Genomic DNA, 24,021 nt, shown 5'->3' with positions numbered 1-24,021 from the left:
AATAAGGAAGACACATCATGCAGACCCTGATCTGGAAGACCCTCTCCCCCGCCCGGCAAGCCGAGGTCCTGACCCGACCCGCCCTTGGCGACGAAGCCGACATCGGTACCGTGGTGCGAGACATCATTGCTGCGGTACGCAGCCGGGGCGATGAGGCCCTGCGCGAGCTGAGCCAGCGTTTCGAACGCGCGCCCCGCGAACAGCTTCGGGTGAGCGACGCGGAAGTGGATGCCGCCTGCGCTCGACTCGGTGATGACATCAAGGGTGCCATTGAGGCCGCCATCGCCAATATCCGTACCTTCCACGCCGCCCAGGTACAGCCCGTCGTCCGAGTCGAAACCCAGCCCGGGGTACTGTGCGAGCTGCGCACCCAACCCATCAGCCGGGTCGGCCTCTATGTCCCGGGAGGCAGCGCGCCGCTCCCCTCCACCGTGATGATGCTGGCCATTCCGGCAAGCCTGGCCGGTTGCCGTGAGGTGGTGCTCTGTACCCCGTCTCCGGCGAGCGACGAGATCCTGTTTGCCGCCCGCGCCTGTGGCGTCCGTCAGGTGTTCGCCATCGGCGGCGCCCAGGCCATCGCGGCCATGGCCTATGGCACGCAAACCATCCCCAAGGTGGACAAGATCTTCGGCCCGGGCAACGCCTATGTGACCGAAGCCAAGGGCCAGGTTTCCCGTGACTGGCGGGGCGCCGCCATCGACATGCCAGCCGGCCCCTCCGAGGTACTGGTGATCGCAGACGAGAGCGCCAACCCGGCCTTCGTGGCATCGGACCTGCTCTCCCAGGCCGAGCACGGCCCCGACAGCCAGGTGGTGCTGGTGACCACCTCCGCTCCCCTGGCCGATGCCATCGGCAGCGAGATCCAGGCGCAGCTCGCCGACCTCAGCCGCCGCGACATCGCCGAGCAAGCCCTGAAGGCAAGCCTGGTGATCCTCTGCGACAGCCTGGAGGAGGCCTGCGCCATCTCCAACGCCTATGCCCCGGAACACCTCATCGTGCAGACCCGGGCCCCCCGGGATCTGCTGGACAAGCTCGAGAACGCGGGCTCCATCTTCCTTGGGGCATGGACTCCGGAATCGGTCGGTGATTACGCCAGCGGCACCAACCACACCCTGCCCACCTACGGCTATGCCCGCACCTGCTCGAGCCTGGGGCTTGCCGACTATCAGCGCCGCTACACGGTTCAAGAGCTCACTGCAGACGGCATTCGCGGCCTTGGCCCCATTGTCCAGCGCATCGCCCAGGCCGAGGGACTCGATGCCCACAAGCATGCCGTCACCCTCAGGTTGAACGCCCTGGCCGCCGAGCCCCAACAAACAGCACAGCAGAAGGATTTGTCATGAGCATCGTCAATCTGGCCCGTCGCGTCGTGCGGGCTCTCACACCCTACCAGTCCGCTCGCCGCATCGGCGGCAAGGGCCACGTCTGGCTCAATGCCAACGAGGCACCCCTGGCCTATCCCTTCACCGTCGAGGGGAGCCGCCTCAACCGCTATCCCGAGTGCCAGCCGGCCGAGGTGGTGAATGGCTATGCCGCCTACGCCGGGATCAATCCGGATCAGGTGCTGGTGAGCCGCGGCGCCGACGAGGCCATCGAGCTGCTGATCCGCACCTTCTGCGAGGCGGGGGAAGATCAGATCCTCATCTGCCCCCCCACCTACGGCATGTACGCCATCAGCGCCGAGACCTGTGGCGTGGGGATTGTCGAGCAGCCATTGACCGCCAGCCGTCAGCCGGACTGGCCCGCCATCGCCGATCGCCTCTCTGACGTGAAGCTGGTGTTCCTCTGCTCCCCCAACAATCCCACCGGGGATCTGGTGGGCCGCAAGGGACTCGTCGCCCTGCTGGAGAAGGCACGGGACCGCGCCATCATCGTCGTGGACGAGGCCTACATCGAGTTCTGCCCGGAGGCCTCCGTGGTGGACCTGCTGGCCCAATACCCGAACCTGGTGGTGACCCGCACCCTCTCCAAGGCCTTCGCGCTGGCGGGGATCCGCTGCGGCTTTACTTTGGGGGATCCCGAGGTGATTGCCATGCTGGCCAAGGTGATCGCGCCCTACCCCATTCCCGACCCCATCGCCCAGATTGCCGCCCAGGCGCTCTCTCCCATGGGGCTGGAACTGATGCAGGAGCGGGTGCAGGAGCTCAACAAGCAAAAGGCGCTCATCAAGGCGGAGCTGCTTCGTCTGCCCTGCGTCAAGGAAGTGTTCGAGGACAAGGGCAACTTCGTGCTGGTGCGCTTCAAAGATGGCGCCGCCGTGTTCGCCGCCATGAAGGCCGCCGGCATCATCTTGCGTGATTTCTCCAGCAAGCCTGGCCTTGACAACAGCATCCGCATCACCATCGGCTATCAGGGCGAAATGGACGCCGTGCTGGCCGTGCTGCGTGACCTGCCCCCACCCTCTCTGTAAGACAAGCAAGGATGTAGCGATGAAAACCCCGTTTTTGTTTATCGACCGTGACGGCACCCTGATCGAGGAGCCGGTCACCGACAAGCAGGTGGACAGTCTTGCGAAGCTGCGCTTCGAGCCCATGGTGATACCTGTGCTGCGTGAGCTCCAGGCCGCCGGCTACGTGCTGGTGATGGTGACCAACCAGGATGGGCTCGGCACCGCCAGCCTGCCCCTTGAAAACTTCCAGCCGCCTCACGACCTGATGATGCACCTCTTCGAATCCCAGGGCGTCACCTGGGAGCAAGTGCTGATCTGTCCCCACTTCCCCACCGACGGTTGCAGCTGCCGCAAGCCTCACCTTGGGCTGGTGAAGGAGTATCTCGCCTCGGGCCGCATCGACTTTGCCAACTCCTTCGTGATTGGCGACAGACAGACCGACATCCAGCTTGCCGAAAACATGGGCATCCGCGGCATACGCTACCACCCGCAAGATCACGGCTGGACTGCCATTCGTGATCAGCTGCTCTCCAAGGGGCGCGTGGCCGAGGTGGAGCGCTACACCAAGGAGACCCGCATCCAGGTGGCGGTGGATCTCGACAAGAGCGGTGGCAACCAGATCGCCACCGGCATCGGCTTCTTCGATCACATGCTGGATCAGATAGCGACCCACGCGGGCTTTCGCCTCAAGCTCAAAGTGAGCGGCGATCTGCACATCGACGATCACCACACGGTGGAAGATGTGGGATTGGCGCTGGGTCAAGCCCTGCGCCAGGCCCTTGGCAACAAGCGCGGCATCGGCCGCTTCGGCTTCGTGCTGGCGATGGACGAGGTGCAGGCGGTGATCGATGGGCGTCCCCGCCAGGAGGCTGACAACACCTCGCTGACCGAGCTGGACGTGGCCACGGCGCTGGATCTGAGCGGCCGTCCCTACTTCGTGTTCGACTGCCCGAGCGGCTTTGGTCGCGACAGCGTGGGAGAGATGGCCACCGAGATGGTGCCCCACTTCTTCCGCTCCCTCTCTGACGCCATGGCCATCACCTTGCAGATGAAGGTGGGCAGCGGCAACACCCACCATCAGGTGGAGGCGCTGTTCAAAGGCTTTGGGCGCGCCCTGCGCCAGGCCATTCGCGTGGAAGGGAGCGAGCTTCCCTCCAGCAAGGGGGTGCTGTGATGGGGAAACAGAACCTGGTCATCATCGACACCGGCTGCGCCAACCTCGCCTCGGTGCGCATGGCGTTCGAGCGCCTCGGCGTGCAGCCCAGGGTGAGCTGCAAGGCCGCCGACATCGAGCAGGCGGACAAGCTGATCCTGCCCGGCGTCGGCACCGCCATCGCCGCCATGAAGAACCTCAATGAGCGGGAACTGGTGCCCCTCATTCGCGCCGCCAAGCAGCCGCTGCTCGGTTTTTGCCTCGGCATGCAGATGCTGGCACAGGCCTCGGAAGAGAACATGAGCACCGATGGCAGCGAAGGAGCGCTCATCGACTGCCTCGGCATCGTGCCTGGCAGGATCCGCCTGATGGAGGTGGGCAACCTGCGCCTGCCCCACATGGGCTGGAACCAGATTGAGCACGACGAAACCCACCCGCTACTCAAAGGCATTCCCAGCGGCAGCTACTTCTACTTTGTCCACTCCTATGCGCTGGAGGTGACCGACGCGACCCTGGCGACCTGCGACTACGGCCTGCCCTTTACCGCCATCGTCGGGCGGGACAACTTCTTTGGCGCCCAATTCCACCCGGAGCGATCCGGCCCGGCCGGTGCCCGCCTACTGCAAAACTTTCTGGAGCTATGACAGGCATGATTATTCCCGCAATCGACCTCATCAACGGTCAGGTCGTGCGCCTCTATCAGGGCGACTACGGCCAGAAAACCGCCTACAGCGACAACCCGCAGGCCCGCTTCGATGACTATGTCAGCCAGGGGGCGGCGCAGCTGCACCTGGTGGATCTGGACGGCGCCAAGGATGCCAAGGCCCGCCAGTTGGCCCTCATCGCCCAGCTGCTGTCCGCCACCGAGGCACCGGTGCAGGTCGGCGGCGGCGTGCGCAGCGAACAGGACGTGGCCGACTTGCTGGCGGCCGGCGCCAGCCGGGTGGTGATCGGTTCCACCGCCGTCAAATCCCCGGATCTGGTGGCCAGCTGGATGGAGAAATATGGCCCCGAGCGCATCGTGCTGGCCCTGGATGTCAACATCGATGAACAGGGCAACCGCCACATCGCAGTGGCTGGCTGGCAGGAGAACAGCGGCATCTCCATCGAGGCGCTGATCGAGCGCTTCCTCCCCGCCGGACTCAGACACGTGCTCTGCACCGACATCAGCCGGGACGGTACCCTGGCGGGCACCAACGTCGAACTCTACCGGGATCTCTGCGCCCGCTACCCGAGCGTCGGCTTCCAGGCGTCCGGCGGTATCGGCGGTCTGGCGGATATCGAGGCGCTCAAGGGAACCGGCGTCAAGGGGATCATCCTCGGCCGTGCCCTGCTGGAGGGCAAGTTTGACGTGGCAGAAGCCATTCACTGCTGGGGTGACGGCCGCGCTGCGTGACGCGCCCCTTTCCGGCATCAGACAGCCTGCCCATCCGGGCAGGCCTCTTTCTCCCCGATGGGGGCGAACCTTATGATTTGGCAGCAATTGGCTCTATACTCGACCTCACAGGGATAGCGTCATGGAAGACATATGTTGACACCTCACAACGCCACCATCCTGATCGTCGACGACTCACCCGAAAATCTGATGGTACTGACCGAATTGCTTTCGCCTCATTACCGCGTGCTGGCTGCGCAGAGCGGGGAAAAATGCCTGCGCATCGTCAGCGCGGATCCAAAGCCTGACCTCATCCTGCTGGATGTGATGATGCCCGGCATGGATGGTTATGAAGTGCTCAGGCAATTGCGTCAGTCCCCGATCAGCAGCCGTATTCCCGTCGTTCTGCTCACCGCCCTCGCCGACCCCCAGAGCGAGGAGTTCGGCCTCTCCCTCGGCGCCGCTGATTACATCACCAAGCCCATCAAACCGGTGGTCGTTCAGGCCCGGGTGCGTACCCAGCTGGAGGCCAAGCAGGCCCGTGACGGTCTGCAAAACCAGAATGCGGCGCTGGAAGCCGAGGTCGCGCGGCGAATGGCGGAAAACGACCTGATCCAGCAGGTCTCCATCCGCGCCCTCGCCCATCTGGCGGAGATCCGCGACCCCGAAACCGGCAACCATATCCTGCGCACCCAGGGCTATGTGCGTCTGCTGGCGAGCGCCCTGGCTGATCACCCCCGTTTCGCCGATACCCTGACCCCGGGTTACATCGATCTGCTGAGCCGCTCCGCACCGCTTCATGATATCGGCAAGGTGGGCATTCCCGACCACATCCTGCTCAAGCCGGGCAAGCTGACCCCGGAGGAGTGGCAGATCATGCGCACCCACGCCAAGCTCGGCAGCGATGCCATCGAGGAGGCCGAACAGGACATGGAGCAGCCCCTGGCCTTCCTCACCCTGGCCAAGGAGATCGCCCACTGGCACCACGAGAAGTGGGATGGCAGCGGCTACCCGGATGGCTTGCAAGGGGACGCCATACCCCTCTCGGCCCGCCTGATGGCGCTGGCAGACGTGTTTGACGCCCTCATCTGCGCCAGGGTCTACAAGCCGGCCATGAGCTACGACGAGGCTCGCGCCCTCATCCTCTCCGGCAGCGGCCACCATTTCGATCCCGATGTCGTGACCGCCTTCGATCGCCATTTCGACGCGTTCGTCACCATTGCCGAACGCTACCAGGATGGCAGCGAGGCCGTGGATGGCTGAGGCTCCCCTGACCCGGGCACATGTGCTCAACGTCGTGCTCACCTATGCCGCCGTGGCAAGCCTGTGGATCCTGCTCTCCGACAAGGCGGTGGAGTGGCTGTTCAGCACCCCTGCCCAGTTCGCCATGGCAAGCACCATCAAGGGCTGGCTCTTCATCCTCATCACGGCCCTCATGCTTTATGCCATGCTGCGTCGTCGCATTGACTCCACCGGCAGCACACCTGTCTTTACGAGGCGTCAATGGATCCCCTTCCTGTTGCTCAACGGGCTCATTTTGGCCCTGACCGCCATGGCCATCGCCCGCAACATCGAACTGGCACGCAACAAGGAGGTGGCTCGTCTCGAAGCCATCGCGGATCTCAAGAGCCAGCGCGTCACCGAGTGGCTCGGAACCCACGAGCAGGATATTCACCAGCTCATAAAGGGTCTGGGCAGTACTGATTTCTATCGTCCCGGACAAGCACCATCCTCACCCGAAGCGATCACGCCACCACTGGCAAGGCTGCTCGAATTCATCTCGGTACGCGGATTTCACGGTGCGGCCGTGTTCAATCCTGCCGGACAGCCCCTGTGGCATACCCCGGGTGGCGACACCATGAATGCCACGTTGCGTGACGCCCTGCCACGGCTCGAGCAGGGCAACGTCATGCGTCTTGGTCCCTATCTCGATGATCGCGGTCACGCCAGGCTGGACTTTCTGGTCAATCTGGAGGTTGCTGCAGGACCTGCCCCCGTGCTGGTGATGCAGATAAGCGCAAATCGCTGGCTCGATCAGATCCTGGGGTCCTGGCCCGTCCCAGACAGCAGCGGAGAAGCCATTCTGTTTCGCCAGCAGGGGGATCAGGTCCACTATCTGAGCAGCCTGCGCTATCGCCCGGAACCGGCTCTCACCCTGCACTATCCCGTCACCCACCCCACCCTGCTGGCTGCCCAGTATTTGCGGCTCGCCGAACGCGGCACGCCCCAGGTGCTTTATGGCCAGGATTACCGGGGCAGCGAGGTCTTCGGGGTTGTCTATCCGGTCATGAACACGGACTGGTACCTGCTGGCCAAGATCGACAAGGCGGAACTCTACCAGGCCACCTTCAAGGAGAGCGTCTGGATCGGTCTCATCGGCCTGCTGGTGCTCTTTGTCACCAACGCCGGCATCATCCTGCTGCGCCAGCACACCCGGCTGCAGATGGCCGAGCAGCTTCAGCACTCCCAGTCCCAGCGGCTGGAGGCCTTGCAACTGCTCTCCGCCATCGCCGACAGCTCGGAAGACGCCATCTTCGCCAAGAACAAGGAGGGCAGATACATCCTCTTCAACCGGGCCGCCAGCCAGTTTGTCGGCAAGCCGGTTGACGAGGTGCTGGGCCAGGATGATCTGACGCTCTTCCCGCCGCAGCAGGCGCAGATGCTGATGGCATCCGGGCGCCAGGTCATAGAGCGCAACCGGGTGCAGACCGAGGAGGAGTACCTGACCCTGCCCGATGGCGAGCATGTGTTTCTCGCAACCAAAGGCCCCTTGCAAGACAGCGAGGGGCAGGTGATCGGGATCTTCGGCATCTCTCGGGACATCACGGACTTCAAACGGGCCGAGGCCGACTTGCGAGAGCGGGAGGGGCTGTTCCGTGCACTGGTGGAGCAATCCCTTGCCGGGATCTACATCATCCAGCAGGGTCGGCTCTGCTACATCAACCCCTGTTTTGCCCGACTGTTTGGCTATGACACCCCGGGGGCGCTGATCGCCGTTGGCCAGTTGCACGCCCTTGCCGCTCCCAAGGACAGCACCAGGGTCGCCGAGCTGGTGCACGCGTGCGAGCAGGACGCGCGCGATATCCACACCCGCTTCAGTGCCCTGCATCAGCACGGGGAATCCCTAGAGGTCGAGCTGTACGGGCGGCGCGTCGACTACCTCGGCCAGCCCGCCATCATCGGCATTCTGCTCGATGTCACCGAACGGGAGCAGGTTGAACAGGCCCTGACCCGCCAGGCCAGCGAGCTGCGCCAGCAGAACCATGAGCTGGAGCGGTTCAACAAGGTGATGGTAGACAGGGAGCTCGCCATGCTGGCCCTCAAGCACCAGATCAACGGGCTCTCCCGTCAGCTCGGAGTGCCGCCCCCCTATCCCCAGGCCCCCATGCCACCGGAGGATCTCCCATGATGAGCTGGTCACCCCTGTGGCATGTGCGCCCCTCCACCCAGCGCTGGGGGATCTCCCTGCTGGCCGTGCTGCTGCCCGTTCTGATGTTGCAAATCCGTGTCCAGCTGCCCATCGCCTTTGGTGAGCGACCGCTGCTGGTTCTCTTCATGCTGCCCATCATCGTTTGCGCCCTGTTGGGGGGCTTGTTGCCAGGTCTGCTCTGCACCCTGATCACCGCCCTGGTCACCAGCTATTTCATGCTCCCCCCCATCTATTCACTGAGTGTCGAGGCTGGCCAGGATCTGGTGCAATGGTGCCTGCTCATCGCCAACGGACTGCTCATCAGCGTGCTCAGTGCTGCCTTTCATCGCGCCCGGGCCAGAGAGGTCCTGCGCTGGCAGGAGCTGATGAACACCCAGAACCAGTTGCAGCAGAGCGAGAACCGCTTCCAGGTCACCTTCGAACAGGCGGCGGTCGGCATCGCCCTGGTCTCCCCCGATGGACACTGGCTGCGTGTCAATCAGCGGCTGTGCCACATCCTGGGCTACCGGGCCGACGAACTCACCGGGATGACGTTCCAGCAGTTGACCCACCCGGACGATCTCTACCTCGATGAGGCCCATGTGGCCCGGGTACTGGCGGGAACTATCCCCCACTACACCCTGGAGAAGCGCTACCTGCACAAGGGGGGCGAGATCATCTGGACCACTCTGACAGTGGCCCTGGTGCGCGACGCCGAAGGTAATCCCGACTACTTCATTTCCATCATCGAGGACAACCGGCAGAACAAGGAGACCGAGGAGGCGCTGCGCCGCAACGAAGCCATACTGCGCGAGTCCCAGCGTCTCGCCAAGATAGGGAACTGGCGCTGGCGCGTGGCCGATGACAGCCACTTCTGGTCACCGGAGATCTATCGCATCTATGGCCGGGATCCGGCCCTCCCCCCCGCCGTCTATCCCGAGGTCAGAAAATACTTCACTCAGGAGGGGTGGCACACGGTGGCCCAGGCCGTCGAGCGCTGCAGGATGGACGGGCAGCCCTACGAGTGCGATGCCGAAGTGATCACGGAGCAGGGGGAGACCGCCTGGGTCATTGCCCGCGGGGCGGCGCTCAGGGACAGGGATGGCACCATACTCGAGCTCTACGGCACCGTGCAGGACATCACAGAGCGCAAGCTCGCGGAGCAGCGCCTGCAACACAATCAGCAGATGGCGCTCGATACCCAGCGTCGTGCTCGCCTCGCAGCCCTGAACCTGATGGACGACGCCATCAGTGCACGGGTGCGCGCCGAAACCGTCAGCAGCGCCCTGCGCGAGAGCGAGCAGCGCCTGCTGATGGCCCAGGAAGGGGCCCATGTCGGCATCTGGGAATGGGACATGGTCAGCAACCGTCTCTTCTTCTCGCCGGAATGCGCCCGCCTCTATGGCCGCAGTGCCGAGGTGCTCGGCGAGCTGGCAGCCTGGCAGGCCTGCCTGCATCCGGATGACAGGCCCCGCATCGAGCAGTTGCTGGCGGAGCGGGCGGTCAGCGGCGCCCCCGTCGAGCTGGAGTTCAGGATCCTGCTGCCAGATGGCGGCATCCGCTGGCTGGTGAGCAAAGGGAGCGTCTATCGGGACGCCCAGCAGCGACCCGTGCGCCTCCTTGGCATCCATCTGGACATCACCCAGAGCAAGCTGGCCGAGCAGCAGTTGCGCCAGTTGTCCCTGGCCCTCGAACAGAGCCCTGACGGCGTCTTCATCACCGACACCCGGGCGCGCATCGAGTACGTCAACCCCGCCTTCCTCGCCGCCAGCGGTTACCAGCAGCACGAAGTGATAGGCCGGACCCCGTCCCTGCTGCGCTCGGGCCTCACCCCGGATGCCAGCTATGTCGCCCTGTGGGATGCCATCAACCACGGCCAGCGCTGGCATGGCGAATTCATCAACCAGCGCAAGGATGGCTCCCACTACCAGGTGCTGGCCACGGTGTCGCCGATCCGCCAGGAGAGCGGCGAAATCACCCACTACGTCACGGTCCAGGCCGACATCACCGAGAAGAAGCAGCTCGGCGAGGAGCTGGACCAGTATCGCTACCACCTGGAGGAGATGGTCAACGAGCGCACCCGGCAGCTGGCCCAGGCCCACCAGCGGGCCGAAAGCGCCAACCACGCCAAGAGCGCCTTCCTTGCCAATATGAGCCACGAGATCCGCACCCCCATGAACGCCATCCTGGGGCTCACCTATCTGCTCAAGCGCGACACCCGGGATCCCACCGACCTCGAACGGCTGACCAAGATAGACACTGCCGCCCAGCACCTGCTCAGCATCCTCAACGACATCCTAGATCTCTCCAAGATCGATGCGGGCAAGATGACGCTGGAGCTGACCGATTTCTCCCTCACCGCCATGCTGGACAACGTCCGCGCCCTGATGAACGACCAGGCCAGGGCCAAGGGGCTCACCATAGTGACGGACATCGGCGATACCCCCGCCTGGGTGCACGGCGACATCACCCGCCTGCGCCAGGCCCTGCTCAACTATGCGACCAACGCCATCAAGTTCACCGAGCAGGGAACCGTCACCCTGCGCGTCAGGCTGGCCCGCCCCCTCACCACCGGCTACCTGCTGCGCTTCGAGGTGGAAGACACCGGCATCGGCATCACCCCTGCGCAGCGCGAGAAGCTGTTCCAGGCGTTCGAACAGGCGGATGTCTCCACCACTCGCAGATATGGCGGCACTGGCCTTGGCCTTGCAATCACCAGCCGGATCGCCGCCCTGATGGGGGGTGAGGTCGGAGTCACCAGCGAGCCAGGCCAGGGAAGCTGCTTCTGGTTTACCGCCAGGCTGTTCAAGGCAAAGGAGGACGCCCCTTCCCGGACCCCGTCCGAGCAGGGGAACCAACAGGCCTTCAGCTTCCCTCGCCACGCCCGGATCCTGCTGGTGGAAGACAACGCCATCAACCGGGAAGTGGTGCTCGAGCTCCTGTGCCACAGCGGCCTCGTCATCGAGACGGCCGTCAACGGCCAGGAGGCCCTGGCCCTCGTCAGCCAGCATCCCTTCGACCTCATCCTGATGGACATACAGATGCCGGTGATGGATGGCTACAGCGCCACCCGCGCCATCCGGGCCCTGCCCGGCATGGACAGGCTGCCCATCCTGGCGCTCACCGCCAGCGCCTTTGAGGAGGACAGAAAGGCGAGCGCATCGGCCGGCATGAACGATTTCATTGCCAAACCCGTCACCCCCGCCAAGCTGTTTGAAGCCCTGCAGCGCTGGTTGCCCCAGGGCAAGGTCCCCGAGCTTGCCCCGGACGACAGCACTCGCCATCCCGTGACAGGCCCCCTTGCCCGCCTGCAGGCACACCCGGGCCTGGATCTCGACCAGGGGCTGGCGACCCTCAACGGCAATCAGGAGAAATACCTGGCCCTGCTTCGCTACTTCATCCATGAGCATGGCCAGGACATGGCCCGGCTGCACCGCCACTTGCAGGCCGGGGAGCACAACGGTGCAACCCGCATGGTCCACAGCCTGCGCGGCGTGGCGAGCACCCTGGGGGCACGTGAGCTGTCGCGCCACTGCCTGGCCCTGGAGCAGGCCATCGCGGGCGGCGACACTGAGCCCACCGGACTCATGTCATCCATCGATGAAGAGATCGCCGCCCTTTGCGCTCTGCTCGGGGACGATCTCGCCGCCCCGACCACCGATCTGGTGCCCCTGGGGGATCAGTGGCGCCAGCAACTGCTGGGCCAGATGGAAGCCCTGCTGGTGCAAAGCGACACCGCCGTGATCCCCCTCTACGAGCAGTATGCCGGTCCCCTTCGCCTCATGCTGGGGTCTCGCAGCGACACCCTGACCAGGCAACTGAAGGCGTTTGATTTTGATGCCGCCCTGCTCACCCTGCGCCAGCATATGGCAACGGACGAGACCCACCCGGACGATCGGGCTCCCCTCCCCGAGGCGCCAGCCTGCCATCCGGGGCAGGTGAAGGGCGACAAAGGGTTGAATCACTGAATGAAGTCATGCATATAGTGGGGTGCCCAGAGGCGACGAGACGGCCTGCCGGGCCTGTCGTTTCTCCCTTCATGGGCCCCCGTTCAAGGCATGCCAACCGTGTTCCCGTCCGCCGCCCGGGCCAACGCCGGCGGCAGAACGACGTTTCTTTAACCGTGCTTTACATGGAGCAATGAGCATGTTGTCAAAGCGTATTATCCCCTGCCTCGACGTCAAAGATGGCGTGGTGGTCAAGGGCGTGCAGTTTCGCAACCACGAGGTGATGGGCGGCATTGTCGACCTCGCCCGCCGCTACGCCGCCGAGGGCGCCGATGAGCTGGTCTTCTATGACATCACCGCCTCGAGCGACGAACGGGTAGTGGACAAGAGCTGGGTAAGCCGGGTGGCGGAAGTCATCGACATCCCCTTCTGCGTCGCCGGCGGCATCAAAAGCGTGGAGGATGCCCGCCAGATCCTGGAATTCGGTGCCGACAAGGTCTCCATCAACTCCCCCGCCCTGGCCGATCCCACCCTGATCACCCGGCTCGCCGAGCGCTTCGGCGTGCAGTGCGTGGTGGTGGGTATCGATTCCTACTTCGATACCGCCCTCGGTCAATATCAGGTCAAACAGTTTACCGGCGACGAGAGCCGCACCCGCACCACCACCTGGACCACCCTGGAGTGGGTACAGGAAGTGCAGCGCCGGGGCGCGGGGGAGATAGTGCTCAACGTGATGAACCAGGACGGCATGCGTCAGGGGTACGACCTTGAGCAGCTCAAGCTGGTGCGCGCCGTGTGCAAGGTGCCCCTCATCGCCTCCGGCGGCGCCGGGGCCATGGAGCACTTTCGCGATGCCTTTACCCTGGCCGACGTGGACGGGGCGCTGGCCGCCTCGGTGTTCCACAAGGGCCTCATTCCCATTCCCGAATTGAAACGCTGGCTGAAAAACGAAGGAGTCGCCATCCGTGAATAATCAAGCAGTAGACAATGCATTGCCGCTGGCCGAGCGCCTGGACTGGGCCAAGTGTGAGGGCATGATCCCCGCCATCGTCCAGCATTCCCTCAGCGGCGAAGTGCTGATGCAGGGCTTCATGACCCGCGAGGCGCTGGAAAAGACCCAGACCACCGGCCAGGTCACCTTCTTCAGCCGCAGCAAGCAGCGCCTGTGGACCAAGGGCGAGAGCTCGGGCCATGTGCTCAAGCTCGTCGCCATCACCACCGACTGTGATCAGGACTCCCTGCTCATTGCCGCCGACCCGGTCGGCCCCACCTGCCATCTGGGCAACCCCTCCTGCTTCGACGGCCACCCCGTGCCGCCGCTCGGCTTCCTGGCCGAGCTCGAACAGATCCTGGCATCACGCAAAGGGGCAGATCCCGCCACCAGCTACACCGCCAGCCTCTATGGCAAAGGCACCAAGCGCATCGCCCAGAAGGTGGGTGAAGAGGGGGTGGAAGTGGCCCTGGCCGCCATGGCGAAAGACAGAGAAGAGCTCATCAACGAATCCGCTGACCTGCTCTACCACCTGACCGTCTTGCTGCAAAACGAAGGCTTGGGTTTGAAGGATGTGGTGCAGCGCCTGCATGAGCGCCACACGAAGTAATTATTGAATTCTGTTCAACAAAACGGGCCCTATGGGCCCGTTTCATTTCATGATTGCCACCTCACAGGGGAATGGCAGGCCCCGCGCCGCCCTCAGCCGATACGGGTCCAGAAGCTCATGTTGACCGAGTGATGGTCAAGCAGGGTCAGGTACTCCCCTGCCACGTCGTTGTGCAGCCACTGCTGGCAGTAGGCTTCCACCAGCGACTGGCTGGGGGCCATCACCACGTCCGCATAAAGGCCGTCGGCGCCGCGCAGCAGGCAGTGCATGATGAGCCCGGATTGCTGGACAAGAAACTCGGACTCGACCCGCCGTGACAGGGCGAGCAAATCAGCCTCCGTCACCCCTTCCCTGAGCCTGAAGGTGGCAAATTCGACGCCCCCTGCCTGTTGCATGTCACCCTTGATGATCATCTTTTTTCTCCGTTGTGGATGGTCTGGAGAACCCAGCATAACGAAGGGCTACTGACAGCCTTGTGTCAGTCCTGAATGACCTTTTCGGCGCCACTGCGCCCAGGGGGGAACGCGTCCGACTGGCGCAGGGCAAGGTAATCGGCCAGGGTCGCGCCAGGTGGTGCCCCTTCTCCCGGTCGGCACGTCGCCAGGGTGTCGATGCGATCAACCCTGAAATCCCGGTAGGCCCGGCGCAGCGCACACCAGGCGCCGAGCGTCCAGCATCCGCCCCAGTAGAAGAGCCCGAGGGGAAAGAGCTGACGTTCCGTCCTGCTGGCGCTGGCATCCCGGTAGCCAATGTGCAGCCAGTGACCGGCCGTGATGGCGTCGTGCAACCTGTCCCAGCGAGCGTATGCAGGCTGCGCCGTGGAATAGTCCGGCACCCGCACCACGGGGACGCGAGGTGCCCGGGCCTCCTTGGCGGGCAGGGCCGCCTCAATCTTGGCGAGCAGGGCGCGGGCCGGATCGGCCATCCCCTTGCCCGTCAGCACCGCCACCAGGTTCACCCCGGTGATGAGGGCCTCCAGCTCGGCCGCACTCAGTTGCAACGGGGCCATCTCGAACCCCTCGCTCAGCCGATAGCCCAGCCCGGCTTCCCCGTAAACCGGAATGCCCGCCAAAGAGAGATCGTCGATATAGCGGTAGATGGTGCGCTCCGACACGCACAGGCGCGTCGCCAGATCCCGGGCGGTCAGGGGTTGATGCGCCCGCAGCAGGTTGGTCAGTTGAAACAGTCGGTCCGATTTTCTCACAGGCATCCTCAGGCTGGCGGGACATGGCGGCCATGGTAAGCCGGGACGGGCTCGAAAGGCACGTCTTGTTGGCTGGCGACCGCTACCGGCGAGGCCCTGCTTCTTTGCATCACGCAACACAAAACGGGCCCGCAGGCCCGTTGATGGCGCGGCGCCTTTGTCGTCACGCCAACTGCTTGCGCAGCATGAATTTTTGCACCTTGCCGGTGGAGGTCTTGGGCAGCGGGGTGAAGATGATGCGCTTGGGGGCCTTGAAGTGGGCCATCTGCTCGCGGCAGAACGCAATGAGCTCGGCCTGGGTGAGCTCGCGCCCCTCCTTGAGCTTGACGAAGGCGCAGGGCACCTCCCCCCAGGTCTCGTCCGGCATGGCGATCACCGCGGCTTCTTCCACATCGGGGTGGCGATAGAGCACGTCCTCCACCTCCAGGCTGGAGATGTTCTCCCCGCCGGAAATGATGATGTCCTTGGATCTGTCCTTGATCTCCACATAGCCGTCCGGGTGCCAGACCGCGAGATCCCCGCTTCTAAACCATCCCTGTGCCATCGCCTCTTCGCTCGCCGCCGAGTTCTTGAGGTAGCCCTTCATGACGATGTTGCCCCGCAGCACTATCTCTCCCAGGGTTTTGCCATCCATGGGGACCGGCTCGCCGCTGACGGGGTTGATGACCCGCATCTCCCCTTGCAGGGGGGAGGCCACCCCCTGGCGCGCCTTGAGACGGGAGAGCGTGGTGGCATCCTGCCCCTGCCAGCGTCTTTGCGGCTCGCACACCACGCAGGGGCCATAGGTTTCGGTGAGGCCATAGACATGGGTCACGGCGATCCCCATGGCCTCCATGCCGGCGATCACGGTGGCGGGCGGCGCTGCCCCCGCCGTCATCGCCTTGACGGGGTGGTCGAGTCCCTGCTTGAGGGCCGGATCGGCATTGTTGAGCATATTGAGCACGATGGGGGCGGCGCAGAAATGGCTCACCTTGTGTTCGCGCAGCGCCCCGTAGATGGCCGCCGCCTGCACGTGGCGCAGACAGACGCTCACCCCGGCGGTGGCCGCCAGGGTCCAGGGGAAGCACCAGCCATTGCAGTGAAACATCGGCAGGGTCCAGAGGTAGACCGGGTGCTTGGGCAGCTCCCAGGAGAGGGCATTGTTGACCGCATTGAGGTGGGCGCCGCGATGGTGATAGACCACCCCCTTGGGGTTCCCCGTGGTGCCGGAGGTGTAGTTGAGGGAAATGGCCTGCCACTCGTCCGCCGGCAGCCAGCCGGGTTCGTCCCCGTCCCCCAGGGCGATGAACCCCTCGTAGTCGAGCTCGCCGACCAGCTCCCCTTCCCGGTAGAGGGGATCGTCGATGGCGAGCACCAGGGGCTGGCTGTCAATGAGAGAGAGCGCCTTTCGCACCAGGGCGCCGAACTCCCGGTCCACCAGCACCACCTTGCTCTGGGCGTGCTGAAAGATGAAGGCCATGGCGTCCGCATCGAGCCGGGTGTTGATGGTGTTGAGCACGGCGCCGCTCATGGGCACCCCGAAGTGCGCCTCGAACATGGCCGGCACATTGGGGGCGACGATGGAGACGGTGTCCCCCTCGCCAATGCCGCGACGGCGCAGGGCCGAGGCGAGCTGGCGGCAACGGCGTTCGGTCTGAGCCCAGCTCTGGCGCAGGGGCCCGTGGATCAACGCCGGATAGTCGGGATAGACCCGGGCTGCCCGCCCCAGAAAGCTCAAGGGGGTCAGCGCCTCGAAATTGGCGGGCGTCTTGCCAAGGCCGGCGTCGTACATGTTCTGCTCTGTCATCGGATCCTTCCTCACAGGGGCACAAAACGGGGTGGCTCTCGCGGTTCACCACGACCGGCATTGCGCCCTGATGCGGGGCCAGGATGCCGGCTGGAACCGGATGAAAGGGTATCAAGGGGGGCCGAGCCCAGGTATTAGCGAAACGTCTTAGGGTGGTGAGGAGATGACACATGCCCCCACCGACCACCTTGCCAAGGAGCATGAACGAGCCTCAAATCAATGCCGCCAGCACAAACATCAGACAAACCAGAAGGCACGCCAGTACGTTGACTACGGGGGGCATCGCCAGTCCCCTGAGCCCCCCACTCACCCACAGGCTGTGCTCACTCCTGTCTATCCACTGAACACCGCCCCTCATCTGATCGCGATACATGACTACCTCTCCTGTGCTAAAAGAGAGCAAAGCATCACGCCAAGACCACATCAAGGCCATAAATACAAATGAATGGTCACCAGGAGATACCAAATGGATAGAGAGAGGATCCCCCCTCGGGACAGAGACAGCATCGATCACGCCATGTGCCAGTTGTTCAAGCGCCACCTCAAGCGCGCCGGCATCTCGTACAAGGCGCTGGCGGGGGAGTTGAACATGTCGGAAGCCAGTGTCAAACGACTGCTCAATCAGACTCAACCCTTCACTCTGGACCGCATGCTGGCGATTGCCACGCTCCTCGGCGTTCCCCTCTCCCAGATCCTGACGGAGGCAGAGCAGTTGGCCGCAAGCGTCGTCCACTTCACGCCGCAGCAGGATGCCGCCTTCTGCCAGCGCCCCGAGCTCTACAGCCTGTTGCTGCAGATCCTGCAACAGGGCACGGATCCCGATGCGCTGTGCCAGCACTTCGGGCTCAATGCCCCCTCGCTTTATCTGTATCTGCGCGAGCTCGAGCAGCTCGGACTCGTGGCGCTGCAGAGCGGACTCAGCTTTCGTCTGCTGGTGCCCCGGCACGTGGCATTTCGGGACTCGGCCCGCTTCCCCCTGCGCTTCAAGAATCAAGTCATCGAAGGGTTGCAGGCACGCGTCCAGCACCTGACGCCCCGCGATCGTCAGGCCTATCTCATCACCGCCCAGCTTCGGCTGACCGAAGCCGAGTTCATGGAGTACCGCCTTGCGCTGGAGACGCTCATGCTGGACACCCTCAAACTGAGCCTCAAGCGTGACCCTGCCACGCCGGATCTGGCGGACTACACCATCCTGGACATGGGCGCACTGGGCAGTTATCAACCCATGTTGCCGCAACCCGTCAACCTCAATCCCTCCACATAGGTCTCTTCTTTGTCGCCAATCGCCGACGCTATTTTTGTGCGGTCACTTTTTGCGCAGTCAGCCCCTGTCGCGATCCCGTGGCCCTTGCCTTGAGCCTGCGGCGCAAAATGCCAAGAATGATCCCAAGCCCTCAACGGGTATGAGTACGAGGAGAAGAGTGATGAACAAATCCATGTTGGCAGGTGTCGGGATCGGTGTGGCCTCTGCGCTGGCATTGTCGGCGGTCGCCAGCGGATCCCTGTTTTCATCAGAGCCCCAGTTTGCCGAGGTGCTGGCCAGCAAGCCGGTGACCGAGACCATCAAGACGCCACGTCAGGAGTGCCGCAACGTCACCCTGACCCACCGCAAGCCGGTGCAGGACGAGCACAAGATCCTGGGTACCGTGGTTGGCGCAGCCCTGGGCGGCGTGGTCGGCCACCAGTTTGGCGGTGGCAGCGGCAAGAAGGTGGCCACCGCCGCCGGTGCCGTGGCAGGGGGTTATGCCGGGAATCAGGTGCAGGGCAACATGCAGGCGGGTGATACCTACACCACCACGGAGCAGCGCTGCAAGACGGTGCAGGAGAGCAGCACCCGCACCATCGGCTATGACGTCACCTACCGCCTCGCCGGCCAGGAAGGGGTGGTACGCATGGAGAAGCAACCCGGCCCCACCATTCCGGTCAAGGATGGCAAGCTGGTACTGAGCAACGCGCAGGGTTGATACTCCGTTAGGAGCGCCCTGCCATGAGGAAGGCCCACCATGACGGTGGGCCTTTTTCATCTTCGCAACCCAACCTGTCTGCAACAGGTCTTCCCAACAAAAGTGTTCTCAATAGAAAGGGGCCCGCAGGCCCCTTTCTTTTGCTCAATCATCCTCAGTGGCGACCGAAGGGCCACCAGGGCTTGTCGTTGTCCTGGATGTCGACCCGGGTCTGCTGCAGGGCGCCGGGCTGGCCCCCTTCCACCCGATCGAGGCTCACCCTGAACTGCTCGGTGGGCTCGACGAACCAGTCATCGATGATCAGCACTTTGACCGACTTGCTGCCCCCCTCGCCCGCAGCCCAGCTCACCGACTGACCGAACCAGGGCAGGAAATCCAGCCCCCAGCGCGCCGTGACCCCGTCAAGGGCCACCCGGGCCCGGGCCGGCTTGCTCAGATCGCCGCTTCGCACCAGGGGGATCTCGGCAAACCACTGCCCCTCGTTCACCGTGATACTGGCCTGAGCCAGCGAGATGGTGGACGGTGCCAGCTTGTCCTTGATGGTCACCACGGTCTGGTGCTGCTCGCCCAGGGTCGCACCACTCGGGTCAAACAGCTCCAGGGTAAAGGTCTCGTCCCCTTCGTGCAGGGTGTCGCTCTTCACCGGGATGCTGATGGTCTGGGGCTCGCTCTGCCCGGCGGCCCAGTGCAGGGTACCGGTGAGGGGCGCCACGTCGCCTGCGTCCGCGCTGCCATGGGCGATGCGATAACTCACGCTCGCCTCCCCATGGCTGCCATCGCGGCGCGCCACGCTCAAGACCAGGGTGTTGCCCTCCTCCACGCTCGCAGCGGCGCTCTCGAGGCTCAATACCCCGGCGGGCGGCAGCGGATACTGGATGGCTACCAGCACGGGATCGTGATCCGAGGCGCTGAAGGGGCCCTCGGATTTCACCAGCTGGCCGCTGTACTTGCTGCCGTACTCGAAGAAGTTGCTCTCGGCGGAGTTGATGTGCCAATCCTCGATGCCGATCACCTTGGCCGCGAGGCTCGGGTTTGCCAGGGCGTGATCCAGGTTGCCGAGCTCCCCTTCGTAGCTGTAGGAGTAGGTGTCGGTGCCGTGGAAGCGGGTGTTGAGGTTCACAAACCCATACCCCTTGCCCAGGGCGCTGCCGCTCTCCTCAAAGGGCTGACCCGCCAGAGTGGTGAAGGAGGCGCTCATGATCTGGCGCGCCTGGGCGGCCGGATCATAGTCGGTCAGCACCCGAATGGGATCCTCCATGCCATAGGCGTTCATGTCGCCGATGAGCAGCAGATCCCCGGCCAAATCTTTGAGCTGCTCCCCCAGCACCTTGGCGGCAGAGACCCGCAGCGCGTTGCAGTGGCCCTGGCCATCCAGCGGATCGGCAGTGGCGTAGTCGGGGTAATCCTCGAAGCAGGCGGAGCCCTTGGACTTGAGGTGGTTGACCACCAGGGTCAGCGGCGCATCCCCCTTGTGCGAGCTAAAGCGCTGCACCAGCGACTCGCGCATTCCCTGATTGATGGTCACCGGCTTGCCGCTGGCGTCCACCGCTTCGGCCTGCTGCACCGGCAGCGCGATAAGGCTGGCGGCCCCTTGCGGGCTCACGCTGGCGGGCCGGTAGATGAGCCCCACCGTGATGGCGTCGGTGCCAATGGGCTTGCCATCCGGCGAGGCAATCCAGCGGTAGTGATCCGCCTCATCCGGCTGGGCGGCGTTCAAGGCCGCCACCAGGTTGGCGATGGCGGAGTTGTCGCCGTAGCCGTTGTTCTCGATCTCCATCAGCCCCACCACGTCGGCATTGAGGCGGGTGATGGCGCTGACGATCTTGGTGCGCTGCAACTCGAACTCCGCCACCGTCAGGGCGCCCCGGTTGCTACCGGTGGGGTTGGCATCGCCCCCCACGACCGTGGTGAAGAAGTTGAGCACGTTGAAGCTGGCAACCCGCAGATCCCCCGCCTCGGCGAGCTCGGGGGTTTCCACCCGATCCCAGCCACTGTGATCAATCTGGCTCGCGTCGATGCGGTTGCTGGCCACCAGCCTGAACAGGTTGTAGGAGTAACCAAGGGCCCCCTCCAGCCCGTTGAGCTTGTCGCCGATGCGCAGGTAACCGTCCTCGGCGTTGAAGCCGGGGAACCAGGGCAGCACGCCATCCGGCGCCTTGGCGTCGGTCTCCACCACCAGCTGGTTCTGCTGGTTGCGCAGGGCCCAGTCGCTCGCCTCCTGGCTCATGGCGGCAAATTTCTGGGTCGACTTGATGAGCGGCGCACCATAAGAGAGCACCAGGTTGTTGCGCTTGCCGTCGTAATCAAAGCTGAAGTTGCGGGTCACCACCAGGCTGGAACCCGGCACCAGCCGCACCTGCATCCCCTCGTGACGTTCCAGCAGCTGGCTCAAACTCTCCCCCGCCACCGGCAGCAGATCCACCGCGGCCGGGATTGCCCCTTGCGGCCGGGTCACCACCAGCTCGTCGGCGTTGAGCTGGGTCTGGTTGAAATACTCCTTCACCTTGCCCGAAACGCACACCTCGGCCCCCGGCACGACGGCAGCGTTGGCCTGGGTGGTGTAGACGAAGAGGCCGTCGGAGGTGGCCGGATCGCCATCCCCTTGCTCGTCCTGAATGAAGAAGCCCTTGTAGAGGCCGCTCACCACCTGGGTCACCACGCCGCGGGTGGCATAGGCCTGGTCCGATTCGAACTTGCCGGCCGGCACCAGCGGGCTGCTGCTGCCCGGGCCCTGAATGACGGGCACCGGCACCAGGCTCTCCACCGGGCAGACGAAAGCGGGCGGCTGGGTGCCATCGCAGGGGCCATCGCCACTGCACCCCAGACCACTGGCGTCATCTTTCGGGGCGGCCACGTATTCCAGCGCCGGATCGAAGGGGGCGGTTGCATCGGTCCGGCCCATGGTGACGGTGGCCTTGCGGCGCAGGGTCATGTCCAGGGTCGAGACGCTCCCCGACACCCAGGCCGTGCCCGGATCCACCCCCACCAGGCCGACGCTGTCCACTATCTCGCTGCCGCGATAGAGCACCAGGGCATCGTCGCCGTTGAACACCAGGTTGCCGCTGGTCTGATTGGCCTTGGCCAGGATCTCGGCATTTGCGGAGGGGTTGGCCAGCACCAGACTGGCGCCCGGGGCCAGGGTGCCTTGCAGCGCTAGGCTGTTGGTGGGGGATTCGCTGATGGGTTTGCCGTTGGCGTAGAGGGCCAGCCGGTATTGGGAGAGATCGACGAGGTCGCTGCCGAGGTTGCTCAGCTCCACCGCCTTGTTGTTGCCGGACCCTTCCAGGTATTCGGTGATAAGCAGTTGCGCCTGTGCCTGTCCAGCGAGCGCCAGCCCGACGGCCAGCGCCACCAGAGAGTGTCTTCCTGACATGGTCAGTTTCCTTTTTTATTTGCAGATCATGTTATTGGCGCCCCGCACAAGGCGGGCCGCAGCACCTTGGATGCAGCCATCAACGGGAGGCATGTCAGCCCCCGGCCGAAACTGCGCGCCCACTCTGCCCCGTCGGCGCCGGGGCTACTGCGAGCTGGCTAACAATGACAACAAAATGTTGCGCCAAGGTGACGGGCAATACCCGAATGGGCAGTGTCTGCCATCGCTGCGCAGGAAGTTGTCGCCCCCTAGCCCCTGCTGGCGGCCTCTGTCAGGGAGCGACATCGGCGCCGGTGCAGACGGGGGGAGCACTACGGCGGCCCTCTGCCCGCTACCATCTCGTGAGCAACCCCACTCACAGACTCCGGTTCATGGGCAAATCCATGGGCGCCATACCGGGCGCCACCCCCTTCGTGGCCCGAGAAGGCAGAAAACCGGGGGTGGAACGCTCTCCTGGTGCTCTTGTGGAACCGGTTCCAGTAATGACAGAAATAACAAGAGAGGGGATGACACAAACGTTTGTTGCTTTTGCGCCCGCGAATAGCAATAGTTCTCACTTTCTTTTTTGACCGTCTCTATTCTCGAGGTGCTACAAGATGTTTCGTCACCCCCTGGCAAAGTTGCTGCTGCTCGGCCAGCTCGTCCTGGTGAGCTGGATGGCGCAGGCCACCCCCCCCGTTGAAGTGGAAGATGTGATGGGCCGCAAGGTCTCCCTGAGCCTTCCGGCAAACCGCATCGTGCTCGGTTTCTATCCCGAAGATTACCTGGCGGTGGCCGGTGAAGGCGGGGCCGAACGCCTGGTGGGCATGTCCCTGGGCTGGTTCATGAAGTCCCGTCCCGCCATCTGGTCTATCTACGTGGCCAGCCAGCCACAACTGGCCAAGGTCCCGGACCTTGGCAACGTGCAGGATCAGAGCTTCTCCATCGAGAAGACCCTGGCGGTCAAGCCCAACCTGGTGATCCTGGCGAAGTGGCAATATGAGGCCCTGAGCGCCGACCTGCCACGCCTTGAGCAGGCGGGGATCCCGGTGGTGGTCATCGACTACAACGCCCAGACCCTGGCACAGCACATGGCGAGCACCCTGCTGCTTGGCAAGCTGACCGGCCAGGAGGCCCGCGCCCGGAAGATGGCCGACGAGTACAAGGCCAAGATTGACACCATCACCTCCCGCATCGCCGCCGCGAAGCGCACGCCGCCCCGGGTCTACATCGAGCTGGGTGACAAGGGTCCGGCCGAGTACAGCTACACCTATGGCAAGGACATGTGGGGCGCCATGGCCCTGCTGGCCGGTGGCGACAACGTGGCCGCCCCCTTCGTCGATCGCTGGGGTCCCATCCACCCGGAGCAACTGCTGGCGAGCAAGCCCGAGGTGATCCTGATGGCGGGCTACGAGAGCGTGAGCAGTGCTGTCGCCATGCAGGTGGGCCAGGATGTGTCGGAAGAGACAGTGCGCCAGCGTCTGCAAGGCTTTGCTGCCCGTCCGGGCTGGAGCGAGCTGCCTGCGGTGAAGCAGGGTCGCCTCTACGCGGTCTATCACGGCGCCACCCGCAGCATCATGGATGCCGCCCTCATCGAGTTCATGGCCAAGGCCCTCTATCCGGACCTCTTCCAGGATCTCGACCCCCTGGCCACCTATCAGGCGTTCTACCAGCACTACCTGCCCATCCGTCCCCAGGGCACCTTCATGCTGGGCATTCATCAGCACAACGCGCACTGAGTGTCAGCCGGGGTCTCTCCGGCTCATTCCCTCCTCCACCCGGTGGAGAACCCAGCGGCGACCTCAGGTTGCCGGTGACAAAAACGACAAAAAACCACAAGA

Annotated in this window: 17 protein-coding genes; 13 read left to right on the top strand and 4 right to left on the bottom strand. The window is 64.2% G+C overall.

Annotation, left to right across the window (positions count from 1 at the left end; translation table 11 throughout):
• Positions 1–17 precede the first annotated feature (17 nt).
• From hisD to hisIE, 10 genes are all read left to right on the top strand, one after another.
• Entirely contained in the window at positions 18–1,343 is a 1,326-nt protein-coding gene (hisD, locus tag AB5Y47_RS08955) for a histidinol dehydrogenase (protein WP_214003266.1), read from the top strand.
• Positions 1,340–2,410 (top strand): histidinol-phosphate transaminase, encoded by a 1,071-nt coding sequence (gene hisC / locus AB5Y47_RS08950; RefSeq protein WP_128295882.1) that lies wholly within the window; start codon positions 1,340–1,342, stop codon positions 2,408–2,410. Before hisD ends, hisC begins: the two co-directional genes overlap by 4 nt.
• 19 nt (positions 2,411–2,429) lie before the next feature.
• Entirely contained in the window at positions 2,430–3,563 is a 1,134-nt protein-coding gene (hisB, locus tag AB5Y47_RS08945) for a bifunctional histidinol-phosphatase/imidazoleglycerol-phosphate dehydratase HisB (protein WP_042017604.1), read from the top strand.
• A complete protein-coding gene (gene hisH / locus AB5Y47_RS08940) occupies positions 3,563–4,186 on the top strand; it encodes an imidazole glycerol phosphate synthase subunit HisH (protein WP_113978456.1) in 624 nt (207 codons plus the stop codon). Before hisB ends, hisH begins: the two co-directional genes overlap by 1 nt.
• A gap of 5 nt (positions 4,187–4,191) precedes the next feature.
• Positions 4,192–4,938, top strand: a complete 747-nt coding sequence (hisA, locus tag AB5Y47_RS08935; RefSeq protein WP_045524835.1) for a 1-(5-phosphoribosyl)-5-[(5-phosphoribosylamino)methylideneamino]imidazole-4-carboxamide isomerase — start codon at positions 4,192–4,194, stop codon at positions 4,936–4,938.
• A gap of 132 nt (positions 4,939–5,070) precedes the next feature.
• A complete protein-coding gene (locus AB5Y47_RS08930) occupies positions 5,071–6,180 on the top strand; it encodes a two-component system response regulator (protein ID WP_010674688.1) in 1,110 nt (369 codons plus the stop codon).
• Positions 6,173–8,326: a PAS domain S-box protein gene (locus AB5Y47_RS08925; protein WP_103243153.1), complete on the top strand. Its 2,154-nt coding sequence runs from the start codon at positions 6,173–6,175 to the stop codon at positions 8,324–8,326. The genes AB5Y47_RS08930 and AB5Y47_RS08925 overlap by 8 nt, the downstream gene beginning before the upstream one ends.
• Positions 8,323–12,294, top strand: a complete 3,972-nt coding sequence (locus tag AB5Y47_RS08920) for a PAS domain S-box protein (RefSeq protein WP_368220153.1) — start codon at positions 8,323–8,325, stop codon at positions 12,292–12,294. The genes AB5Y47_RS08925 and AB5Y47_RS08920 overlap by 4 nt, the downstream gene beginning before the upstream one ends.
• Before the next feature lie 178 nt (positions 12,295–12,472).
• Positions 12,473–13,246 carry an imidazole glycerol phosphate synthase subunit HisF gene (gene hisF / locus AB5Y47_RS08915; RefSeq protein WP_214003269.1) on the top strand — a complete coding sequence of 258 codons (774 nt, stop codon included), beginning with the start codon at positions 12,473–12,475 and terminating at the stop codon, positions 13,244–13,246.
• Positions 13,239–13,874, top strand: coding sequence for a bifunctional phosphoribosyl-AMP cyclohydrolase/phosphoribosyl-ATP diphosphatase HisIE (gene hisIE / locus AB5Y47_RS08910; RefSeq protein ID WP_029314506.1), 636 nt, complete (start codon positions 13,239–13,241; stop codon positions 13,872–13,874). Before hisF ends, hisIE begins: the two co-directional genes overlap by 8 nt.
• Before the next feature lie 92 nt (positions 13,875–13,966).
• Here hisIE and AB5Y47_RS08905 read toward each other — a convergent pair whose 3' ends face one another.
• From AB5Y47_RS08905 to AB5Y47_RS08895, 3 genes are all read right to left on the bottom strand, one after another.
• Complete coding sequence (locus AB5Y47_RS08905) at positions 13,967–14,287, bottom strand: hypothetical protein (protein WP_048207631.1); 321 nt, start codon at positions 14,285–14,287, stop codon at positions 13,967–13,969.
• Positions 14,288–14,352: 65 nt separating this feature from the next.
• The gene (locus tag AB5Y47_RS08900; RefSeq protein WP_214003302.1) at positions 14,353–15,051 is read right to left on the bottom strand and encodes a YafY family protein; all 699 of its coding nucleotides are present in this window, start codon (positions 15,049–15,051) and stop codon (positions 14,353–14,355) included.
• A gap of 190 nt (positions 15,052–15,241) precedes the next feature.
• Positions 15,242–16,864: an acyl-CoA synthetase gene (locus tag AB5Y47_RS08895; RefSeq protein ID WP_214003270.1), complete on the bottom strand. Its 1,623-nt coding sequence runs from the start codon at positions 16,862–16,864 to the stop codon at positions 15,242–15,244.
• A gap of 466 nt (positions 16,865–17,330) precedes the next feature.
• On the opposite strand from AB5Y47_RS08895, the gene AB5Y47_RS08890 reads away from it, so the two are divergent.
• Positions 17,331–18,128, top strand: coding sequence for a helix-turn-helix transcriptional regulator (locus AB5Y47_RS08890; protein ID WP_214003271.1), 798 nt, complete (start codon positions 17,331–17,333; stop codon positions 18,126–18,128).
• Between the two features lie 160 nt (positions 18,129–18,288).
• Complete coding sequence (locus tag AB5Y47_RS08885) at positions 18,289–18,828, top strand: glycine zipper 2TM domain-containing protein (RefSeq protein ID WP_010674678.1); 540 nt, start codon at positions 18,289–18,291, stop codon at positions 18,826–18,828.
• A 154-nt stretch (positions 18,829–18,982) separates the two neighbouring features.
• On the opposite strand, the gene AB5Y47_RS08880 is transcribed toward AB5Y47_RS08885, so the two are convergent.
• Positions 18,983–22,201, bottom strand: a complete 3,219-nt coding sequence (locus tag AB5Y47_RS08880) for an ExeM/NucH family extracellular endonuclease (RefSeq protein ID WP_368220152.1) — start codon at positions 22,199–22,201, stop codon at positions 18,983–18,985.
• A 596-nt stretch (positions 22,202–22,797) separates the two neighbouring features.
• On the opposite strand from AB5Y47_RS08880, the gene AB5Y47_RS08875 reads away from it, so the two are divergent.
• Positions 22,798–23,919, top strand: a complete 1,122-nt coding sequence (locus AB5Y47_RS08875; protein ID WP_368220151.1) for an ABC transporter substrate-binding protein — start codon at positions 22,798–22,800, stop codon at positions 23,917–23,919.
• The last annotated feature ends 102 nt before the right edge of the window (positions 23,920–24,021 follow it).

Source organism: Aeromonas sp. R7-2 (assembly GCF_040908105.1).
Lineage (GTDB): Bacteria > Pseudomonadota > Gammaproteobacteria > Enterobacterales > Aeromonadaceae > Aeromonas > Aeromonas caviae.
This window is presented reverse-complemented; position numbering and strand designations above follow the sequence as displayed.

Bases quoted from the DNA above. Each gene is read 5' to 3' on its own strand.
- AB5Y47_RS08920 (WP_368220153.1), top strand. From the start codon at position 8,323: ATGATGAGCTGGTCACCCCTGTGGCATGTGCGCCCCTCCACCCAGCGC.
- AB5Y47_RS08880 (WP_368220152.1), bottom strand. From the start codon at position 22,201: ATGTCAGGAAGACACTCTCTGGTGGCGCTGGCCGTCGGGCTGGCGCTC.
- AB5Y47_RS08890 (WP_214003271.1), top strand. From the start codon at position 17,331: ATGGATAGAGAGAGGATCCCCCCTCGGGACAGAGACAGCATCGATCAC.
- hisA (WP_045524835.1), top strand. From the start codon at position 4,192: ATGATTATTCCCGCAATCGACCTCATCAACGGTCAGGTCGTGCGCCTC.
- AB5Y47_RS08875 (WP_368220151.1), top strand. From the start codon at position 22,798: ATGTTTCGTCACCCCCTGGCAAAGTTGCTGCTGCTCGGCCAGCTCGTC.
- hisD (WP_214003266.1), top strand. From the start codon at position 18: ATGCAGACCCTGATCTGGAAGACCCTCTCCCCCGCCCGGCAAGCCGAG.
- hisF (WP_214003269.1), top strand. From the start codon at position 12,473: ATGTTGTCAAAGCGTATTATCCCCTGCCTCGACGTCAAAGATGGCGTG.
- AB5Y47_RS08925 (WP_103243153.1), top strand. From the start codon at position 6,173: ATGGCTGAGGCTCCCCTGACCCGGGCACATGTGCTCAACGTCGTGCTC.
- AB5Y47_RS08885 (WP_010674678.1), top strand. From the start codon at position 18,289: ATGAACAAATCCATGTTGGCAGGTGTCGGGATCGGTGTGGCCTCTGCG.
- hisH (WP_113978456.1), top strand. From the start codon at position 3,563: ATGGGGAAACAGAACCTGGTCATCATCGACACCGGCTGCGCCAACCTC.
- hisC (WP_128295882.1), top strand. From the start codon at position 1,340: ATGAGCATCGTCAATCTGGCCCGTCGCGTCGTGCGGGCTCTCACACCC.
- AB5Y47_RS08905 (WP_048207631.1), bottom strand. From the start codon at position 14,287: ATGATCATCAAGGGTGACATGCAACAGGCAGGGGGCGTCGAATTTGCC.
- AB5Y47_RS08895 (WP_214003270.1), bottom strand. From the start codon at position 16,864: ATGACAGAGCAGAACATGTACGACGCCGGCCTTGGCAAGACGCCCGCC.
- hisB (WP_042017604.1), top strand. From the start codon at position 2,430: ATGAAAACCCCGTTTTTGTTTATCGACCGTGACGGCACCCTGATCGAG.
- AB5Y47_RS08930 (WP_010674688.1), top strand. From the start codon at position 5,071: ATGTTGACACCTCACAACGCCACCATCCTGATCGTCGACGACTCACCC.